This window comes from Frigoribacterium sp. Leaf263 (assembly GCF_001422285.1).
In the GTDB taxonomy this organism is placed as follows: domain Bacteria; phylum Actinomycetota; class Actinomycetes; order Actinomycetales; family Microbacteriaceae; genus Frigoribacterium.
This window is the reverse complement of sequence record NZ_LMMO01000003.1, coordinates 932719-952300: the sequence shown is the minus strand read 5'-3', so window position 1 is coordinate 952300 and position 19582 is coordinate 932719. Positions and strand designations below refer to the sequence as shown.

Below are 19582 nucleotides of genomic sequence, written 5' to 3'. Positions count from 1 at the left end.
CATGGTCAGCGAGTTCGGACTCGAGCACGAGGGCTCCCTCGACGGCATCGAAGTCACGGGCGTCACGCTGAGCACGACGGACCTCCAGCCCGGCGACCTGTACGTCGGCGTGCCCGGCGCTCACCGACACGGGGCCGAGTTCGCCGTGCAGGCCCGTGACGGCGGAGCCGTCGCGCTGCTCACCGACCGCGCGGGTCTCGAACTCGCTCGCGAGTCGGGTCTGCCCGTCGTCCTCGTCGACTCGCCGCGAGCCGCGCTCGGCGACGTATCGGCGTGGATCTACCGCACCGGCGGCGAGGGCTCGCCCCAGCTCTTCGCGATCACCGGCACGAACGGCAAGACGTCCACGGCCTACCTGCTCGAGGGCGTCCTCCGCCAGCTCGGGCTCGTCACCGGCCTGAGCAGCACCGCCGAGCGTCACATCGGCGACCTCACCGTCGTCAGCCGTCTCACCACTCCCGAGGCGAGCGAGATGCACGCGCTCCTGGCGCGCATGCGCGAGAGCGAGGTGCGCGCGGTCGTGGTCGAGGTCAGCGCCCAGGCGCTGAGCCGCAACAGGGTCGACGGTCTCGTCTTCGACGTGGCCGCCTTCACCAACCTGAGCCACGATCACCTCGACGACTACGCCGACATGGAGGAGTACTTCCAGGCGAAGCTGCCGCTCTTCCAGCCCGACAGGGCCCGGCGCGCGGTCATCTCGCTCGACTCGCCCTACGGGCAGCGGGTCGTCGACAACGCCCGCATCCCCCTCACGACCATCACCGTCCTCCCCGACGTCGAGGCCGACTGGACGGTCGAGATCGTCGACGAGCAGGCGGCGTACACCGAGTTCCGCCTCTCGGGCCCCGAGAACCGCTCCCTCGTCACGCGCGTGCCGCTGATCGGCTGGCACATGGTGGCGAACGCCGCCCTGGCCATCGTCATGCTCGTCGAGGCGGGCTTCGAGCTCGGCGCCATCGCCCAGGCCCTCGAGGCCGAGCACGGCATCGTCGCGTATCTGCCCGGTCGCACCGAGCGGGTCTCGGGAGACCGCGGACCGAGCGTCTACGTCGACTTCGGTCACAGCCCGGACGCCTTCCTCACCACCCTCGCCGCGGTCCGGCGCTTCACCCCGGGCAAGGTCGTCATGCTCTTCGGCGCCGACGGCGACCGCGACACGACGAAGCGCGGCGAGATGGCCCGTGTCGCCGCCGCCGGATCGGACATCCTCGTCGTGACCGACCACCACCCGCGCTTCGAAGACCCGGCGTCCATCCGGCGCACCCTGGTCGACGCCGCCCGCGAGGCCTTCCCCGAGCACGAGATCCACGAGGTGAGTCCGCCCGAGGCGGCGATCCGCGCAGCCATCGCACTGGTGGGCGAAGGCGACTCGATCCTCTGGGCCGGTCCCGGACACCAGGACTACCGAGACATCCGAGGCGAGCGCACGCCCTACTCGGCGCGCGACGAGGCCCGTGCGGCGCTCCGAGAGGCCGGGTGGGCCGAGTGATCGCCCTCTCCGCGACCGAGATCGCCGACATCACCGAGGGCACGCCGAGCGGTACGCCGGCGGGCGACCTCGTCCTGTCGGGCTCGGTCGAGACCGACAGCCGACTCGTCTCACCCGGGTCCATCTTCTTCGCCCTCCGGGGCGAGGTCACCGACGGTCACCTCTTCGTCGACGCGGCCGTCGCCAACGGCGCCGCGCTCATCGTCGCCGAGCGTCCGATCGAGACCGGCGTGCCGGTCGTCGTCGTCGCCGACGGCGTGACCGCGCTGTCGCGTCTCGCCGCGGCGGTCGTCGAGCGCGTCCGTCGCCATGGCCGGCTCAAGGTCGTCGGCATCACGGGGTCGAACGGCAAGACGAGCACGAAGAACATGCTTCGGGCGATCCTCTCCGACGTGGCTCCCACCGTCGCGCCCGAGGGGTCGTTCAACAACCACGTCGGCGCCCCGATCTCGATGCTGCGCATCGACGACGCGACGGAGTTCCTCGTCGTCGAGATGGGCGCAGCCGGTCCCGGCGAGATCGCCCGTCTCGTGGACATCGCCCGGCCCGACACCGGCGTCGTCCTCAAGGTCGGGCTCGCCCACGCCGGCGGGTTCGGCGGCATCGAGGGCACCCGTGCCGCCAAGGCCGAGATGGTCACCGACCTCCCCGAGTCCGGCACAGCCGTCCTGAACGCGGACGACGAGCGGGTCGCGGGCATGGCCTCGGTCACCGCGGCGCGGGTCGTCACGTTCGGGCAGAGCCCGTCGGCCGACTACCGGGCCGGCGACGTCGATGTCTCGGCGACGGGCACGACGTTCGTGTTCGAGCACGGCGACCTCCGTCGCCGTGTGGCATTGCGCATCCTCGGCGAGCACCACGTCATGAACGCCCTCGCGGCGCTGACCGTGGTGGGCGAATGGGGTCTCGACCTCGACCGCGCGGCGACCGTCCTCGAAGGCGTCGCCCGCGCCGAGCGCTGGCGCATGGAGCTCTTCGCGGCGCCCGGCGGCGTCACCGTCGTCAACGACGCCTACAACGCCAGCCCCGACTCGGTCGCAGCGGCCCTCAAGACGCTCGCGCAGATCACGCCGGGCGACGGCCGGTCGATCGCCGTGCTCGGCGAGATGGCCGAGCTGGGCGAGTACGCCCGCGACGAGCACGACCGCATCGGCCGACTCGTCGTCCGGCTCAACATCTCGCAGCTGATCGTCGTCGGACAGGCCGCGAGGCACATCCACATGGCGGCGGGGCTCGAGGGCTCCTGGGACGGTGAGTCGCTGATGGTCGAGACCATCGAGGAGGCTCACGATCTCCTGCGTCCGGCCCTCCAGCCGGGCGACGTGGTGCTCGTCAAGTCCTCCAAGTCCGCCGGGTTGAGATTCCTCGGCGACCGGCTCGCGGGGGTGTCCGAGTGATCGCGCTCCTGATCGCCGGTGCGGTCTCCCTCGTCTTCACCCTGTTGATGACGCCCCTGTTCATCAAGCTGTTCCACCGGCTCGGCTGGGGTCAGTTCATCCGCGACGACGGGCCGCAGTCGCATCACACCAAGCGCGGCACGGCCACGATGGGCGGCATCGTCCTCATCCTCGGCACCGTGATCGGGTACTTCGTCGGTCACCTCGGTGCACAGGACGAACTCACCTCCAGCGGGCTGCTCGTGCTGTTCCTCATGGTCGGGCTCGGCGCGGTCGGATTCCTCGACGACTTCCTGAAGGTGCGCAACCAGCGGAGCCTCGGACTCGGCGGCTGGGCCAAGGTCATCGGCCAGGTCGTCGTGGGTGCGGTCTTCGCGATCCTCGCCCTGTCCTTCCCGAACGCCAACGGGCTGACCCCCGCTTCGACGAAGATCTCGTTTATCCGCGACATCCCGTGGCTCGACTTCATGTTCTTCGGCAGCATCGTCGGCGGGGGACTCTTCCTCATCTGGGTCGTGCTCATCACGGTCAGCACGTCGAACGGCGTCAACGTCGCCGACGGGCTCGACGGTCTCGCCACGGGCTCGTCGATCCTCGCCATCGCGTCGTACATCTTCATCGGGTTCTGGCAGTTCAATCAGTCGTGCTTCAGCACGCGTCTCGACGAGACGACGCGGTCCGCCTGCTACACCGTGGCGAATCCGCTCGATCTCGCGGTGGTGGCGGCGGCGATCTGCGGCGGACTCATCGGGTTCCTGTGGTGGAACACCTCCCCGGCGCAGATCTTCCTGGGCGACACGGGGTCGCTGGGCCTCGGCGGCGCCCTGGCGGCACTCGCGATCCTCAGCCGCACGGAGATCCTGCTCGTGCTGATCGGCGGGCTCTTCATCGTCGTGACCGGCTCCGTGATCCTGCAGCGCGCCTACTTCAAGATCACCAAGGGCAAACGCATCTTCCTGATGAGTCCCCTCCATCATCACTTCGAGCTGAAGGGCTGGGCGGAGGTCACGGTGGTGGTCCGCTTCTGGATCATCGCGGGGCTCTTCGTGGCCGCCGGCGTCGGAGTCTTCTACCTCGAATGGATCTCCCGCACCTCATGACCGACGCACCCCTCGACGCGCGACTCGAGCAGCGCCTCCTCGGCCTCGACAGCTGGCACGCCGACTGGTCCGGTCTCCGTGTGGCGGTCCTCGGTCTCGGCGTGACCGGATTCTCGGTCGCGGACACCCTCGCCGAGCTGGGCGCCCGGGTCGTCGTCGTCGCACCGAGCGTGGACGACGACCGGGCCGAGCTGCTCGACCTGATCGGTGCGGAGCTGCTCCTCGAACCCGAGATGGCCGAGGCTCCGGAGGCGCTGGTCGCCTTCGATCCCGAGGTCGTCGTCATCTCGCCGGGATTCGCTCCGCACCACCCGCTGTCCGTCTGGGCGCGTTCCAGCGGGGCGGCCGTCTGGGGCGACATCGAGCTGGCCTGGCGCGTCCGTGACAAGGTCGCTCCGCCCGCCGAGTGGCTGCTCGTCACCGGCACGAACGGCAAGACGACCACGACGCAGCTGGCGACCGCCATGGCCGCGGCCGACGGTCGACGTGCGGCGGCGTGCGGCAACATCGGCGTACCCGTCCTCGACTGCGTCCGCGATCCCGAGGGGCACGACCTCCTGGTCGTCGAGCTGTCGAGCCACCAGCTGGACGCCCTGCCCCAGAGCGGACCGGGAGCCCTCCGGCCTCTCTCCGCGGTCTGCCTCAACCTCGAGGACGACCACCTCGAGTGGCACGGCGGAGCGGAGCCCTATCGCCTGGCCAAGTCGAAGGTCTACGCCAACACGGTCCGAGCCTGCATCTACAACAAGGCGGACGACGCGACGCGACGCATGGTCGAGGACGCCGACGTGGCCGAGGGCTGCCGGGCGATCGGCTTCGGGCTGTCCGCACCGGGGCCGAGCGACTTCGGCATCGTGACCGGCGACGACGGGGGAGTCCTCGTCGACCGCGCGTTCCTGGCCGAGCGGCGCACCAGCGCGCTGGAGCTCACGACCACGACGGCGCTCGACGCCGTGGGCCTCGGGGCCGATCACCTGCTCGCCGACGTGCTCGCCGCCTCGGCTCTCGTGCGGGCTGCGGGGGTCGACCCGGTCTCGATCCGCGACGCCCTCGGGGCGTTCCGCGTCGACCACCATCGCATGGAGGTCGTCGCGGTCGTCGACGGCGTCACCTGGGTCGACGACTCGAAGGCCACCAACCCGCACGCCGCCCAGGCGTCCCTGTCGGCCTTCCCGTCGGTCATCTGGATCGTGGGCGGCGTGTTCAAGGGCGTCGACGTCGAACCGGTCATCGCCGAGGCCGCCGATCGCCTGAGGGCGGCGGTCGTCATCGGCGTCGAGCGGAACGAGGTCATGGAGGCCTTCCGGCGACACGCGCCCGACCTGCCCGTCTTCGAGGTCCAGGAGACCGACACTGAGCAGGTGATGCCCACGGCTGCGAGGCTCGCGGTCGGGGCGTCCCGAACCGGCGACACCGTGCTGCTCGCTCCGGCGGCGGCGTCCTTCGACCAGTTCACCGATTACACCGCGCGGGGGCGTGCATTCGCCTCCGCCGTCAACGATCTCCCGGGAGGCACGGCCGATGGCCCCAGCACCGTCCAGCCCTCCGCGTCGCCGCTTGACTGACCTCGCACGACGCGGCGGTCGGCCCGCAGACCGCGCTCGAGAGCACCCCCTCGAGTCCGACGCCGACGAGGCCGACCGCCCGGCGGCGGCCGTCGTCGCGGTCAAGCGGCTGTTCGCGGCCGAGACCGGCTCGTTCTTCGTGATCCTCGGCACGACCCTGTTCCTCGTGGTGCTCGGCCTCGTGATGGTCCTGTCGTCCTCGTCGGTCGAGGCCTTCATCGCCTCGGGTCAGACGTCGTTCTTCGGGTCGTTCGTCCGGCAGGGGATCTACGCCGCCATCGGCATCCCGCTCATGCTAATCGTCTCGCGCGTCCCGGTCTGGTTCTGGAAGCGCTGGTCCTGGCACATCCTGGGCGCGACCCTCGTGCTGCAGCTGCTCGTCTTCACGCCGCTCGGAATCGAGGTCGGCGGCAACCGCAACTGGATCGACCTCGGCTCGTTCACCGCGCAGCCCTCCGAGGCGGTCAAGCTCGCCCTGGCGATCTGGCTGGGCATGATCCTCGCGGTCAAGCGCGACCTCCTCGACGACTGGCGTCACCTGGCGATCCCCCTGGTGCCCGTCGTGCTCGTCGCCGTCGGACTCGTGGTCGCGGGCGGAGACCTCGGGACGACGATGGTCATGCTGCTCCTCGTCTTCGGCGCCGTGTGGTTCGCCGGCATCAAGCTCCGCTACCTGATGATCCCGATCGCGCTCCTGGCCGTCGTCATCCCCCTGATCGCCTTCGGGTCGGTCTCGCGGAACGACCGCATCGCCGCGTGGATGGCCGGGTGCACGGACGACAGCGCGTACCAGGGCATCTGCTGGCAGTCGCTGCACGGCACCTGGGCCCTCGCCTCCGGGGGCCTCTTCGGCGTCGGACTCGGGAACTCGAAGGCCAAGTGGTCCTGGCTGCCCGAGGCCGACAACGACTTCATCTTCGCCGTGCTCGGCGAAGAGCTCGGCCTGATCGGGGGAGTCGTCGTCCTCGCCCTGTTCGTGGTGCTCGCCATCGCCTTCATCAAGATCATCCGCAAGACGGGCGACCCCTTCGTCCGCGTGGTCACCGGGGCCGTCGCGGCCTGGATCGTCGGGCAGGCCCTCATCAACGTCGCCGTCGTCCTCGGCCTCCTGCCCGTGCTGGGCGTACCGCTCCCGCTGATCTCGGCCGGCGGATCGGCGCTCATCGTGACCCTCGTGGCGATCGGCGTGGTGCTCTCGTTCACGCGCCACCCCGAGGAGCCGGCGCCGAGGCCGAGGGTCGCTCGCCAGCGGGTAGGGTCTCTCCGGTGACGACGTACCTCCTCGCCGGCGGCGGAACCGCCGGGCATGTGAACCCCCTCCTGGCCGTCGCCGATCGGATCCGGCTCCGAGAGCCCGAATCGGTCGTGCTGGTCCTCGGCACCGCCGAGGGACTCGAGGCGCGGCTCGTCCCGCTCCGGGGCTACGAGCTCCTGACCGTGGCCCGGCTGCCCTTCCCACGGCGCCCGTCCGCTGCGGCGCTGCGCTTCCCGTCGCGACTCGCCCAGGCCGTCCAGGGCGTCCGCGACATCCTCGCCGAGCACCGGGTCGACGTCGTCGTCGGATTCGGCGGCTACGCGTCGGCTCCGGCCTACGTCGCTGCCTGGCGCTCGAAGGTCCCCTTCGTGGTGCATGAGGCCAACGCCAAGCCGGGCATCGCGAACGTGCTCGGGTCGTATCTGACGTCGCACGTCGGCACGGTCTTCCGATCCACGTCGCTCCGTCACGGTCGCCAGGTCGGCATGCCGCTCCGTCACGAGATCGAGACCCTCGATCGTCGGGGCAGCAGGGCCGAGGCCCTCGCCGAGTTCGGGCTCGACCCCGCGAAGCCCACGCTGCTCGTCACCGGCGGCTCGAGCGGTGCGAGACGACTCAACGAGACGATGTCCGCCGCCGCCGCCGCCGTCCTCGGCGCGGGGTGGCAGATCCTGCACATCACCGGCGCGAAGTCCGACCTGGGGCCGAGCGAACTGCCGGGCCACCACCTCCTCCGATACTGCGATCGCATGGACCTCGCCCTCTCGGCGGCCGACTTCGTCGTATCGCGGTCGGGTTCGGCGACGGTCAGCGAGCTGACCGCCCTGGGCCTCCCCGCCGTGCTCGTGCCCTACCCCGTGGGCAACGGCGAGCAGCGGCACAACGCCACCGACGTCGTCCAGGCCGGAGGCGCGGTGCTGGTCGACGACGCCGACTTCACTCCCGAGTGGGTCGCCTCGACCCTGGTGCCCCTCCTGCTCGACCGTTCGCGCATCGCCGACATGGCCGTGCAGGCGTCGACGGTCGGCGTGCTCGACGGCACGGACCGCACGGTCGACCTCGTGGTCGACGCGGCCCGCCCCCGGGTCAGCACCTCCGCCGGCACCCCGACGGAGTCCTCCGCGACGAACGACGAGAACCGATGATCAAGCCCGACCTCAGCCAGCAGATCCCGACCGAGCTCGGTCACGTGCACTTCGTCGGCATCGGCGGCTCCGGCATGAGCGGAATCGCCCGTGTCTTCCTCTCCGCCGGGCACGCCGTCTCCGGCTCGGACATCCGCGACACGCCGGGCGTCCGGGCGCTGCGAGATCTCGGCGCCGAGATCGCGATCGGGCACGACGCCGCCAACCTGGGCGACGCCGACACGCTCGTCGTCACCGGAGCCCTCTGGCAGGACAACCCCGAGTACCAGGCCGCGCTGGCGGCGGGCATCCCGGTCCTGCACCGGTCGCAGGCCCTCGCGTGGCTCATCGGGGGCCAGCGTCTCGTGTCCGTCGCCGGCGCGCACGGCAAGACGACGTCCACCGGGATGATCGTCACGGCCCTCCTGGCGGCCGGGCGCGATCCCAGCTTCGTCAACGGCGGGGTCATCCAGTCCCTCGGCGTGAGCGCGCGCGGCGGCGGCGAGGAGCTCGTCGTGGTCGAGGCCGACGAGTCGGACGGCTCGTTCCTGCTGTACGACACGTCGGTCGCCCTCGTGACGAACGTCGACGCCGACCACCTCGATCACTACGGCTCGCACGACGCCTTCGACGAGGCCTTCGTGGAGTTCGCCGGCGCCGCCTCCGAGCTCGTCGTGATCTCGAGCGACGACCTCGGCGCGCGTCGGGTCCGTGCCGCGCTCCGGCACGACCACGTCGTCACCTTCGGTCAGGACGACGACGCCGACGTGCGGATCGACGACATCGCCTCGGTCGGTCCCGTCTCGTTCACGCTGCACCACGACGGCACGAGCCGCGCCGTCCAGCTGCGGGTGCCCGGCGTGCACAACGCGATCAACGCGGCCGGGGCCTACGCCGTGCTGGTCGGTCTGGGCGTTGATCCCGAGACCGCGATCGCGGGTCTCGAGACGTTCGGGGGGACCGAGCGCCGCTTCGAGCTGCACGGCACCGTCGCCGGCGTGAGCGTCTACGACGACTACGCGCATCACCCGACCGAGGTCGCGGCCGCTCTGCAGGCGGCCCGATCCGTGGTGGGCGACGGACGGCTGATCGCGGTGCATCAGCCGCACCTCTACAGTCGGACGCGCATGATGGCCGGCGACTTCGCCGAGACCTACGAGGCGCTGGCCGACCACACGATCGTGCTCGACGTCTACGGAGCGCGGGAGGACCCCGAGCCGGGTGTCACGGGCGCGCTCGTGTCCGAGCGTTTCAGCGACCCGTCGAAGGTCGACTTCGTGGCCGACTGGCAGGCCGCCGCCGACCGCACCGCCGAGGTGGCACGGTCGGGCGACTTCGTCATCACCCTGGGGTGCGGCGACGTCTACCGCATCGTCCCTCAGCTGCTCGGCGCCCTCGACGCGGTAGCCGCCCCGGTCGACCCCGTGTCGGAGGAGACCGGAGCGTGAGGCGCCCGACGACGTCCTCCGACGGCCAGCGGTCGTGAAGCGTCCTCAGGGCTTCGACCCCTCGGCGCATCCGGAACGCGAGCCCGAGTCCGGTCCGAGCCCGTCCGGGGCGGACGGTCCGGGTGACGGCGCCGGCTCTCCGTCCGGTCTCCGGTCCCGGTTCGCCTGGCTGCGCCTCCCGGGCTCGCCGGCCGCGCGACCGGATCGGCAGTCGTCCGACGAGCCGTCGACCACCGCCGAGGCGGCGCGGGTCGACCCGGGCGCCGATCGGTCCGATCTCGACGACCCGGGTCGCACGACGGGCTCCCGGGCCGCTCGTCCCGCCGAACCCGTGCGGCTGGCGACGGTCGACACCTCGCGCGACGAGGCTCGGCGTCGCGCGCTCGAGGCGCGTCGGGCGAGTCGTCGGGCCTCGCGACAGAGGAGGCGCGTCGAGCGACTCGAGGTCCGTCGCTTCACCCGTCGCTCCCGGCACCGACGCGCGACCTGGGTCGCGGTCGGGGTCGTGGCGCTCCTGCTCGGTGCATCGGTCGGAGTCGCGGTCTTCTCGCCCCTGCTCTCCCTGCAGACGATCACCGTGGACGGGGCCGACCGGGTCGACGCCGCCGCCGTCCAGGAGGCTGTGGACGATCAGATCGGCACGCCGCTCGCGAGGATCGACTTCGACAGGATCACGCGCGAGCTGGAGGCGTTCCCGTTGATCGCGAGCTACGTGACCGAGACCGCCCCGCCGCACACCCTCGTCATCCGCATCACGGAGAGGCAGCCGATCGCCACCGTGGCGGATGGCGACGCCTTCGACCTGGTGGATCCCGCGGGGATCGTCGTGCAGAGCCTCGACGCGCGCCCCGAGGGGGTGCCCTCCGTGGACGTCGGCGGCACCGCCCTCGACGGGACGCCCTTCCGGGCGTCGGCGGAGGTGCTGCTCGCCTTGCCCGCCGCACTGCGGACCACGGTCGATCAGGTCACGGCGTCGACGGCCGACGACGTGACGCTGACGCTGACGACCGGTCAGCGCGTGGTCTGGGGTAGCGCCGAGCATTCGGATCGCAAGGCGGAGGTCCTGGCCGGGCTGATGGCCGACCAGGCGTCACGGGACGCCGGGGCCTCGGTCGAGTACGACGTCTCGGCACCGGACAACGGCATCATCCGCCCCATCTGACGATGTCGTTCGCGACACGCCTGGCACGATGGTGTCACCGCCCCGTCGGGGCACATACCTTGTGACTGCAGAACTTGCATACCATGTACAACCTTAACCTTCAACTTGCGAGTTAAGGTTTCAGCGGAGGCCCGGACGTGACAACGAACCATAACTACCTAGCCGTGATCAAGGTCGTCGGTGTCGGCGGCGGTGGCGTCAACGCCGTCAACCGGATGATCGAGCTCGGGCTCCGCGGAGTCGAGTTCATCGCGATCAACACGGACGCGCAGGCGCTCCTGCTCAGCGACGCCGACGTCAAGCTCGACGTCGGCCGCGAGCTCACCAGGGGCCTCGGCGCCGGCGCGGACCCCGAGGTGGGTCGTCGTGCCGCCGAGGACCACGCGGAGGAGATCGAGGAGGCGCTGGCCGGCGCCGACATGGTCTTCGTCACGGCGGGCGAGGGCGGTGGCACGGGCACCGGCGGCGCTCCCGTCGTGGCCCGCATCGCGAAGTCCATCGGGGCACTCACCATCGGCGTCGTCACGAAGCCCTTCGGCTTCGAGGGCAAGCGTCGTCAGGCCCAGGCCGAGGCGGGTGTCGCAGCTCTGAAGGACGAGGTCGACACGCTCATCGTCGTCCCGAACGACCGCCTCCTCGAGATCAGCGAACGCGGCATCAGCATGGTCGAGGCCTTCGGCACGGCCGACCAGGTCCTCCTCGCCGGCGTCCAGGGCATCACGGACCTCATCACGACCCCGGGTCTGATCAACCTCGACTTCGCCGACGTCAAGTCCGTCATGCAGGGCGCCGGCTCGGCTCTCATGGGGATCGGCTCGTCCCGGGGCGCCGACCGCGCCATCAAGGCCGCCGAGCTCGCCGTCGCCTCGCCTCTGCTCGAAGCGAGCATCGACGGCGCCCACGGGGTGCTGCTGTCCATCCAGGGCGGTTCGAACCTCGGCATCTTCGAGATCAACGACGCCGCTCGCCTGGTCCAGGAGGCCGTGCACGCCGAGGCGAACATCATCTTCGGCGCGGTCATCGACGACACCCTCGGCGACGAGGTCCGCGTCACCGTCATCGCCGCGGGCTTCGACGGCGGGGAGCCCTCCACGAAGACCAAGGAGCGTCGGTCCAGCTTCGTCGAGTCCGAGTCCCCGGCCTCCACGTCGGTCGCGGGCGTCTCTGCCATCGCCGACAGCGGCTCGTCCCACGACACGCCCTCCTGGAAGCGGCCCGACGAGGCGGCCTCGACCCAGGCCGCCGACCCCGTCTTCGACGACGGCGACGACGATCTCGACGTGCCCGACTTCCTCAAGTAGGCATGCCGACCGATCCAGTGGGCGGAGACCTGGGCGAGAGACTCGCCCGGGTCTCCGCCGAGGTCGCCGACGCGGCCCGCGTCGCAGGGCGTCGCCCTGACGAGATCACGACCATCGTGGTGACCAAGTTCCATCCGGCGGGGCTCGTCCGCAGTCTCCATGCCGTCGGGGTCCGCGATGTCGGCGAGAACCGCCACCAGGAGGCGCAGGTCAAGTCCTCGGAGCTGGACGATCTCGAGGGCCTGAACTGGCACTTCGTCGGTCAGCTGCAGTCGAAGAAGGCGCGGCAGGCACGCCGCTACGCCTCCGCGGTGCACTCGCTCGATCGCGTGAGCGTGGTGGACGCCCTCGCCGTCGACGACGGCTCGCTCATCGACGGGTTCGTTCAGGTAAACCTCACCGATGATCCCGGTCGCGGCGGGGTCGCTCCGGGCGACGTCGACGCCCTGGCCGAGCGCATCGCGTCGACTCCGGGTCTCCGCCTCCGCGGAGTCATGGCCGTGGCTCCCCTGGACGAGCCGGCGCGACCGGCGTTCGCGCGCCTCCGGGCCGTCTCCGACAGGGTGCGCTCCATCGAGCCCGGCGCCGGCGACATCTCGGCGGGGATGTCCGGCGACTTCGCCGAGGCGATAGCCGAGGGCGCGACACACCTACGAATCGGGACGGCAATCACGGGAATGCGACCCTCCGCTCGTTAATGTCGGGGGAGACGTCCACGATCCGGAGGAAACACATGGCCAACCCGCTGCGCAAGACGATGGTCTACCTGGGCCTCGCCGACGAGGAACTCGAGTACGACGAGCAGACGCCGGCTCCCGCCGCCTCCTCCTCCTCGCAGACCGGGCGTCAGTCCACCGCCCCGACGGCCACCTCGCCCGTGGCGCCGGTCGCCCCGGTGGCGGCACCCGCGGCCGCGCCGACGGCCACCCGCGCTCCCGTGACGCCCCTGCGCCGCACACAGACCACCACCACGACGAAGAACACGGTGCCCCACGACATGAACGAGATCCTCACGGTCCACCCGCGCGAGTACAAGGACGCCCAGGCCATCGCCGAGAGCTTCCGCGACGGCATCCCCGTCATCATCAACCTGTCGCAGATGACGGAGGCGGACGCCCGACGCCTGGTCGACTTCGCCAGCGGCCTCTCGCAGGGCCTCTACGGGAAGATCGAGCGGGTCACGAACAAGGTGTTCCTGCTGTCCCCGGCGCACATCGCCGTGAGCGGTGAGCAGGCTGAGGTAGAATCCGACATCGAGGCGTCCTTCTTCGCCCAGTCCTGATCGGCCGAGGCGTCATCGCCGCGCCGCCCTCTCAGATCGCGGCCCGACCGCGCCGACTCGTGTGAGCTGATGACACCCCGATGATCGTTTCCCTGATCGCCACGATCGCCTACTACCTCCTGCTGCTCTTCTTCCTCCTGATGTGGGCCCGGTTCGTCCTCGACCTCGCGCAGTCGTTCAGTCGGGGGTGGCGTCCTCGCGGTGCCGTGCTCGTCCTCGCCGAGATCACGTACACGGTCACCGACCCGCCGATCCGCGCCGTCCGCAAGGTCCTGCCGCCGGTCCGACTCGGTTCCGTGGCCCTGGACTTCGGCTGGAGCCTCATCATGCTCGCCGTCGTCATCCTGATGAGCGTCACGTCGTACCTGCGCTGAACCGCGCGGCGCGCCGGGTGCTCCGCACCAGCACTTCGAATGTTCGCTACGGTATACATGAGCGTCGCGTCGTCAGGTTATCCGAGCATCGCCTCGGGGTGGCCTGACGCGGCGCCACGACCAACAGGCCGATCACGGAACGCAGTGATCGGTTCAGACCACGATCGACTCAGACCACGATCAGACGATCCAACAGATGCACGAGGTGACGGCAATGGCTTTGACGCCTGAAGACGTAGTCAACAAGCGGTTCCAGCCGACGAAGTTCCGCGAGGGCTACGACCAAGACGAGGTCGACGACTTCCTCGACGAGGTGGTCGCGGAACTCCGCCGCCTCAACCAGGAGAACGACGAGCTCCGCCAGCGCCTCGACGCCGGTGAGACCCGGGGCGACGACTCGTCGTCGCAGGCCGTCTCCGCCCCCGTGTCCGCCGTCAGCGCCCCCGAGGCGCCGGCCCCGGTCTCCGCACCCGTCGTCGAACCCGCCTCGGCTCCCGTCCCCGCGCCGGAGCCCGCCGTCGCAGCGGTCGTCGCCCCGGCAGCCCCCGCCTACGTCGGCCCCACCGCCGACGAGACCGAGAGCACGAACAACCTCCTGCAGCTGGCTCGTCGTCTCCACGAGGAGCACGTCCGCGAGGGCGTCGAGAAGCGCGACGCGCTCATCGCCGAGGGTCACTCGACCGCCGCTCGCGTCATCTCCGAGGCCGAGGCGAAGAACCGTCAGCTCGTCTCCGACGCCGAGGGCCGCGCCCGCGACCTGGTGCAGACGGCGGAAGCCGAGAAGCGCGAGACCCTCGAGCGACTCGCCAACGAGCGCACGGGTCTCGAGCGCCGCATCGACGACCTCCGCACCTTCGAGCGCGACTACCGCCAGAAGCTCAAGAGCTACATCGAGGGCCAGCTCCGCGACCTCGACGGCGAGTCCACCGGCGAGAACCAGCCCGCCGGTGCACCCGCCAGTGCCCAGGGCTACGGCTCCAACTAAGTTCTTGGCACCGAACGACAACACTCCGACGAAGGTCAGCGCCCGCCTCCTGGCGGCGCTGGCCTTCGTCGCTGTCGGCGTCTACGCCGCAGATCAGACGTCCAAGCACCTCGTCACGACGACCATGGCCGAGGGCGAGACCATCGACGTCATCGGCACGTTCTTCCAGCTCCACTTCGTCAAGAACCCCGGCGCGGCGTTCTCGCTGGCGAGCGGGTCCACCTGGATCTTCTCCCTGGCGGCGGCGGCCGTGGTCGTCGCGATCATCGTCTTCGCGAGACGCATCCGCTCCCGGGCCTGGGCCGTCATGCTCGGCATGCTCCTGGGAGGCACGCTCGGCAACCTGACCGACCGCCTGCTCCGCGAGCCCTCGTTCGGCATGGGACACGTGATCGACTTCCTGTACTTCCCCGATCTGCTGCCGGCGATCTTCAACGTCGCCGACATCTTCATCGTCTCCAGCATGGGACTCCTGCTCCTGCTGACGCTCCTCGGGGTCAACCTCGACGGCACGCGCGTGCCGTCGAAGAGACGTCGACGCGAGCTGGATCGCGAGGCGGAGGCCTCCGGGCGCACCGACACCGCGCCTCCCGCAGGCCACGCCACGGAGCGATCGTGAGCGAGTACCGGTCGCTGCCGGTACCCGACGGACTGGCCGGCGAGCGGGTCGACGCCGCCCTCGCCAAGCTCCTGGGCTTCAGCCGCACCTTCGCCGCCGAGGTCGTCGGCGGCGGCGGCGTCTCCGTGGACTCGAAGCCGGTCGGCAAGTCCGATCGTCTCGACGCCGGTGCGTGGCTCGAGGTCGAATGGACGCCGAAGGAGGGGCCCTCCATCGTCGCCCGCGACGTTCCCGGGATGGGCATCGTGCATGACGACGACGAGATCGTCGTCGTCGACAAGCCCGTCGGCGTCGCAGCGCATCCCTCCGTCGGATGGACCGGTCCGACCGTCCTGGGCGGGCTGGCGGCAGCGGGCTTCACCGTGGCGACCTCCGGCGCGGCCGAACGGGCCGGCATCGTGCATCGGCTCGACGTGGGCACGAGCGGCCTCATGGTCGTCGCCAAGACGGAGCGGGCCTACACGGTGTTGAAGCAGGCCTTCCGGGAGCGGACGGTCGACAAGATCTACAACGCGGTCGTGCAGGGTCATCCGGATCCTCTCACCGGCACGATCGACGCACCCATCGGCCGTCATCCGTCCTCCGACTGGAAGTTCGCCGTCGTCGTCGATGGGAAGCCCTCGGTCACGCACTACGAGACGATCGAGGCCTTCCCCGCCGCGTCCCTCCTGGAGATCCATCTCGAGACCGGCCGCACCCACCAGATCCGCGTGCACATGTCGGCCCAGCGGCATCCCTGCGTGGGGGACACGACCTACGGGGCCGACCCCACGTTGACCGCCCGACTCGGGCTGACACGGCAGTGGCTGCACGCCGTGAGCCTCGGCTTCCGTCATCCGGCGACGGGCGAGCAGGTCGTCTACCGGTCCGACCATCCCGCCGATCTGCGTCACGCGCTCGATGTCCTGGGCGAGAGCTAGGCTGATCCTCCAGTCGTCGGAACCACCAGCAGACGGGGAGCCCCTTGGCCTCGAGTAACGACTCATTCGTCCACCTGCACGTCCACAGCGAGTACTCGATGCTCGACGGGGCGGCACGGGTCACCCCGCTCGTCACCGAGGCGGCGAAGCAGGGAATGCCGGCCGTCGCGGTGACCGACCACGGCAACGTCTTCGGGGCCTTCGACTTCTGGAAGTCGGCGACCGAGGCGGGCATCAAGCCGATCATCGGCACCGAGGCCTACATCACCCCGGGCACGCACCGCGGTGACAAGACGCGGGTGCGCTGGGGCGACGGCGGACGCGACGACGTGTCGGGTGCCGGCGCGTACACGCACATGACGCTCCTCGCCGCGAACACCGGCGGCATGCACAACCTCTTCCGGCTGTCGTCCCGAGCCTCGCTCGAGGGCTACTACTTCAAGCCCCGGATGGACCGCGAGCTGCTCTCGCAGTACAGCGACGGTCTGATCGCGACGACGGGCTGCCCGAGCGGCGAGGTCCAGACGAGGCTCCGTCTCGGGCAGTACGACGAGGCGGTGAAGGCGGCCTCCGACTTCCGCGACATCTTCGGTCGCGAGAACTACTTCGCCGAGATCATGGATCACGGCCTCGGCATCGAGCGCCGCATCATGGGAGACCTGCTCCGGCTCGCCAAGGACCTCGACCTGCCCCTGGTGGCCACCAACGATCTGCACTACACGCACGAGCACGACGCCACGAGCCATGCCGCGCTGCTCTGCGTGCAGTCGGGTTCGACGCTGAACGACCCGAACAGGTTCAAGTTCGACGCCGACGAGTTCTACCTCAAGACCGCGCAGCAGATGCGGCATCTGTTCCGCGACCACCCCGAGGCCTGCGACAACACGCTCCTGATCGCCGAGCGATGCGACGTGCAGTTCAACACGTCCGCCAACTACATGCCGCGGTATCCCGTGCCCGAGGGCGAGACGGAAGAGACCTGGTTCATCAAGGAGGTCGAGAAGGGCCTCGTCCACCGGTACCCGACCGGGATCCCCGACGACGTCCGCAAGCAGGCCGAGTACGAGATCGGCGTCATCGCCGGCATGGGCTTCCCCGGGTACTTCCTCGTCGTGGCCGACTTCATCAACTGGTCGAAGGAGAACGGCATCAGGGTGGGCCCGGGCCGCGGCTCGGGCGCCGGTTCGATGGCCGCGTACGCCATGGGGATCACCGATCTCGACCCTCTCCGTCACGGACTCATCTTCGAGCGGTTCCTCAACCCCGACCGCGTCTCGATGCCCGACTTCGACGTCGACTTCGACGATCGCCGTCGTGGCGAGGTCATCCAGTACGTCACCGAGAAGTACGGCGACGAGCGGGTCGCCCAGATCGTCACATACGGCACGATCAAGGCGAAGCAGGCCCTGAAAGACAGCTCACGGGTGCTCGGCTTCCCGTTCGGCATGGGCGAGAAGCTGACGAAGGCCATGCCCCCGGCCATCATGGGCAAGGACATCCCCCTGACGGGCATCTTCGACAAGCAGCACGACCGCTACAAAGAGGCCGGCGACATCCGAGCGGTGGTCGAATCCGACCCGGAGGCGCGGACGGTGTTCGACACGGCCCTCGGTCTCGAGGGCCTCAAGAGGCAGTGGGGCGTCCACGCGGCGGGCGTCATCATGTCGAGCGACCCGTTGCTCGACATCATCCCCATCATGAAGCGCGAGCAGGACGGCCAGATCGTCACGCAGTTCGACTACCCCGCCTGCGAGTCGCTCGGCCTCATCAAGATGGACTTCCTGGGTCTGCGCAATCTCACGATCATCAACGACGCGCTCGACAACATCAAGACCAACCGCGGCTTCGATCTGGTCCTCGAAGACCTCGAGCTCGACGATGCCGGAGCCTACGAGCTCCTGGCATCGGGCGATACGCTCGGCGTCTTCCAGCTGGACGGCGGGCCCATGCGCGGGCTGCTGCGTCTCATGAAGCCCGACAACTTCGAGGACATCTCGGCCGTCATCGCGCTCTACCGACCGGGCCCGATGGGTGCCAACTCGCACACGAACTACGCCCTGCGGAAGAACGGCCAACAGGAGATCACGGCGATCCACCCCGAGCTCGAGGAGCCCCTGTCGGAGGTCCTCGGAGGGACCTACGGCCTGATCATCTACCAGGAGCAGGTGATGAGCGTCGCGCAGAAGCTCGCCGGCTTCTCGCTCGGCCAGGCCGACATCCTCCGCCGTGCCATGGGCAAGAAGAAGAAGTCCGAACTGGACAAGCAGTTCGCCGGCTTCTCTCAGGGGATGGCCGACAACGGCTACTCGCCCGATGCGGTGCAGAAGATCTGGGACATCCTGCTGCCGTTCTCCGACTACGCGTTCAACAAGGCGCACTCCGCGGCCTACGGCGTCGTCTCGTACTGGACGGCGTATCTCAAGGCGCACTACCCCGCCGAGTACATGGCGGCCCTGCTGACGAGCGTCGGCGACTCGCGCGACAAGCTCGGTCTCTATCTGAACGAGTGCCGGCGCATGGGCATCAAGGTGCTGCCACCCGACGTCAACGAGTCCATCGGCTTCTTCGCCGCCGTGGGCGACGACATCCGCTTCGGCATGGGCGCCGTCCGCAACGTCGGGTTCAACGTCGTCGACCACATCATCGCCGCCCGCGAGAAGGAGGGCGCCTTCACGACCTTCCACGACTTCCTCCGCAAGGTGCCGCTGCCGGTCACGAACAAGCGCACGGTCGAGTCGCTCGTCAAGGCCGGTGCCTTCGACACCCTCGGCTCGACCAGGCGGGCGCTGGTCGAGGTGCACGAATCCGCCGTCGAGGCGGCGGTCAGCGAGAAGCGGGCCGAGGCCAACGGCCAGGTGGGCTTCGACTTCGACAGCCTGTGGGACGAACCGGCCGACGTGCAGCAGGTGCCCGAGCGACCCGAATGGTCGAAGCGCGACAAGCTCGCGTTCGAGCGCGACATGCTGGGCCTCTACGTCTCCGACCATCCTCTGGCCGGTCTCGAGCTCCCGCTCGCGAAGCACGCTCAGACGACGGTGACGGACCTCCTGGCGAGCGACGCGTCGATCGACGGCGAGACCGTCACCATCGCGGGGCTCATCACGAGCGTGCAGCATCGCGTCGCTCGGAACAGCGGCAACCCCTACGGGATCATCACGGTCGAGGACTTCGGCGGCGAGATCACGGCCATGTTCCTCGGCAAGACGTATCAGGAGTTCGGCCCGACGCTCGTCGGCGACTCGATCATCGTGCTGAAGGGGAGGGTCAGCCTCCGGGACGACGGGATGAACCTCCACGCCGTCAGCATGTTCAGCCCGGATCTCGGCGCCGGGGTCAACCACGGCCCCCTCGTGCTGCAGATGCCCGAGCACCGCGCGACGACCGACACGGTGACCGAGCTGGCAGCCGTGCTCGGCCGTCATTCCGGCCGGACGGAGGTCCGTCTGCGTCTGCTCAAGGGCGACAACGCCCGGACCTTCGAGATCCCCATGCCGGTCGACATCACGGCCGATCTGTTCGGGGAGCTCAAGAGCCTCCTGGGCCCCGGCTGCCTGGTCTGAC

At 69.8% G+C, this 19582-nt stretch carries 16 protein-coding genes; all 16 read left to right on the top strand.

The window, feature by feature from the left end:
* The first annotated feature begins 1 nt into the window (after position 1).
* The gene (locus ASF17_RS08425) at positions 2-1489 is read left to right on the top strand and encodes a Mur ligase family protein (protein WP_082475164.1); all 1488 of its coding nucleotides are present in this window, start codon (positions 2-4) and stop codon (positions 1487-1489) included.
* Entirely contained in the window at positions 1486-2886 is a 1401-nt protein-coding gene (locus tag ASF17_RS08420) for a UDP-N-acetylmuramoyl-tripeptide--D-alanyl-D-alanine ligase (RefSeq protein WP_055798541.1), read from the top strand. Before ASF17_RS08425 ends, ASF17_RS08420 begins: the two co-directional genes overlap by 4 nt.
* Complete coding sequence (mraY, locus tag ASF17_RS08415) at positions 2883-3986, top strand: phospho-N-acetylmuramoyl-pentapeptide-transferase (RefSeq protein ID WP_055797754.1); 1104 nt, start codon at positions 2883-2885, stop codon at positions 3984-3986. Before ASF17_RS08420 ends, mraY begins: the two co-directional genes overlap by 4 nt.
* Positions 3983-5551 (top strand): UDP-N-acetylmuramoyl-L-alanine--D-glutamate ligase, encoded by a 1569-nt coding sequence (gene murD / locus ASF17_RS08410; protein WP_055797752.1) that lies wholly within the window; start codon positions 3983-3985, stop codon positions 5549-5551. Before mraY ends, murD begins: the two co-directional genes overlap by 4 nt.
* The gene (ftsW, locus tag ASF17_RS08405) at positions 5544-6821 is read left to right on the top strand and encodes a putative lipid II flippase FtsW (RefSeq protein ID WP_235476442.1); all 1278 of its coding nucleotides are present in this window, start codon (positions 5544-5546) and stop codon (positions 6819-6821) included. The genes murD and ftsW overlap by 8 nt, the downstream gene beginning before the upstream one ends.
* A complete protein-coding gene (locus ASF17_RS08400) occupies positions 6818-7951 on the top strand; it encodes a UDP-N-acetylglucosamine--N-acetylmuramyl-(pentapeptide) pyrophosphoryl-undecaprenol N-acetylglucosamine transferase (RefSeq protein ID WP_055797751.1) in 1134 nt (377 codons plus the stop codon). The genes ftsW and ASF17_RS08400 overlap by 4 nt, the downstream gene beginning before the upstream one ends.
* A complete protein-coding gene (gene murC, locus ASF17_RS08395; protein WP_055797748.1) occupies positions 7948-9378 on the top strand; it encodes a UDP-N-acetylmuramate--L-alanine ligase in 1431 nt (476 codons plus the stop codon). Before ASF17_RS08400 ends, murC begins: the two co-directional genes overlap by 4 nt.
* A gap of 34 nt (positions 9379-9412) precedes the next feature.
* Positions 9413-10540 carry an FtsQ-type POTRA domain-containing protein gene (locus ASF17_RS08390; RefSeq protein WP_235476439.1) on the top strand — a complete coding sequence of 376 codons (1128 nt, stop codon included), beginning with the start codon at positions 9413-9415 and terminating at the stop codon, positions 10538-10540.
* Between the two features lie 137 nt (positions 10541-10677).
* Positions 10678-11841 (top strand): cell division protein FtsZ, encoded by a 1164-nt coding sequence (ftsZ, locus tag ASF17_RS08385; RefSeq protein ID WP_055797745.1) that lies wholly within the window; start codon positions 10678-10680, stop codon positions 11839-11841.
* 2 nt (positions 11842-11843) lie between these two features.
* Positions 11844-12539 carry a YggS family pyridoxal phosphate-dependent enzyme gene (locus tag ASF17_RS08380; RefSeq protein ID WP_055797742.1) on the top strand — a complete coding sequence of 232 codons (696 nt, stop codon included), beginning with the start codon at positions 11844-11846 and terminating at the stop codon, positions 12537-12539.
* 35 nt (positions 12540-12574) lie between these two features.
* Positions 12575-13123, top strand: a complete 549-nt coding sequence (locus ASF17_RS08375) for a cell division protein SepF (protein WP_055797739.1) — start codon at positions 12575-12577, stop codon at positions 13121-13123.
* Positions 13124-13203: 80 nt separating this feature from the next.
* A complete protein-coding gene (locus ASF17_RS08370) occupies positions 13204-13497 on the top strand; it encodes a YggT family protein (RefSeq protein WP_055797736.1) in 294 nt (97 codons plus the stop codon).
* Between the two features lie 214 nt (positions 13498-13711).
* Positions 13712-14482: a DivIVA domain-containing protein gene (locus ASF17_RS08365; protein WP_055797733.1), complete on the top strand. Its 771-nt coding sequence runs from the start codon at positions 13712-13714 to the stop codon at positions 14480-14482.
* Positions 14483-14486: 4 nt separating this feature from the next.
* On the top strand, positions 14487-15101 hold the full coding sequence (lspA, locus tag ASF17_RS08360) for a signal peptidase II (RefSeq protein ID WP_235476437.1): 615 nt from the start codon (positions 14487-14489) through the stop codon (positions 15099-15101).
* Positions 15098-16021 (top strand): RluA family pseudouridine synthase, encoded by a 924-nt coding sequence (locus tag ASF17_RS08355; protein ID WP_055797731.1) that lies wholly within the window; start codon positions 15098-15100, stop codon positions 16019-16021. The genes lspA and ASF17_RS08355 overlap by 4 nt, the downstream gene beginning before the upstream one ends.
* A 98-nt stretch (positions 16022-16119) precedes the next feature.
* Positions 16120-19581, top strand: coding sequence for a DNA polymerase III subunit alpha (gene dnaE / locus ASF17_RS08350; protein WP_055798528.1), 3462 nt, complete (start codon positions 16120-16122; stop codon positions 19579-19581).
* Position 19582 lies beyond the last annotated feature (1 nt).

Bases quoted from the DNA above. Each gene is read 5' to 3' on its own strand.
- ASF17_RS08370 (WP_055797736.1), top strand. From the start codon at position 13,204: ATGATCGTTTCCCTGATCGCCACGATCGCCTACTACCTCCTGCTGCTC.
- murC (WP_055797748.1), top strand. From the start codon at position 7,948: ATGATCAAGCCCGACCTCAGCCAGCAGATCCCGACCGAGCTCGGTCAC.
- dnaE (WP_055798528.1), top strand. From the start codon at position 16,120: ATGCTCGACGGGGCGGCACGGGTCACCCCGCTCGTCACCGAGGCGGCG.
- murD (WP_055797752.1), top strand. From the start codon at position 3,983: ATGACCGACGCACCCCTCGACGCGCGACTCGAGCAGCGCCTCCTCGGC.
- ASF17_RS08380 (WP_055797742.1), top strand. From the start codon at position 11,844: ATGCCGACCGATCCAGTGGGCGGAGACCTGGGCGAGAGACTCGCCCGG.
- ASF17_RS08365 (WP_055797733.1), top strand. From the start codon at position 13,712: ATGGCTTTGACGCCTGAAGACGTAGTCAACAAGCGGTTCCAGCCGACG.
- ASF17_RS08425 (WP_082475164.1), top strand. From the start codon at position 2: ATGGTCAGCGAGTTCGGACTCGAGCACGAGGGCTCCCTCGACGGCATC.
- ASF17_RS08375 (WP_055797739.1), top strand. From the start codon at position 12,575: ATGGCCAACCCGCTGCGCAAGACGATGGTCTACCTGGGCCTCGCCGAC.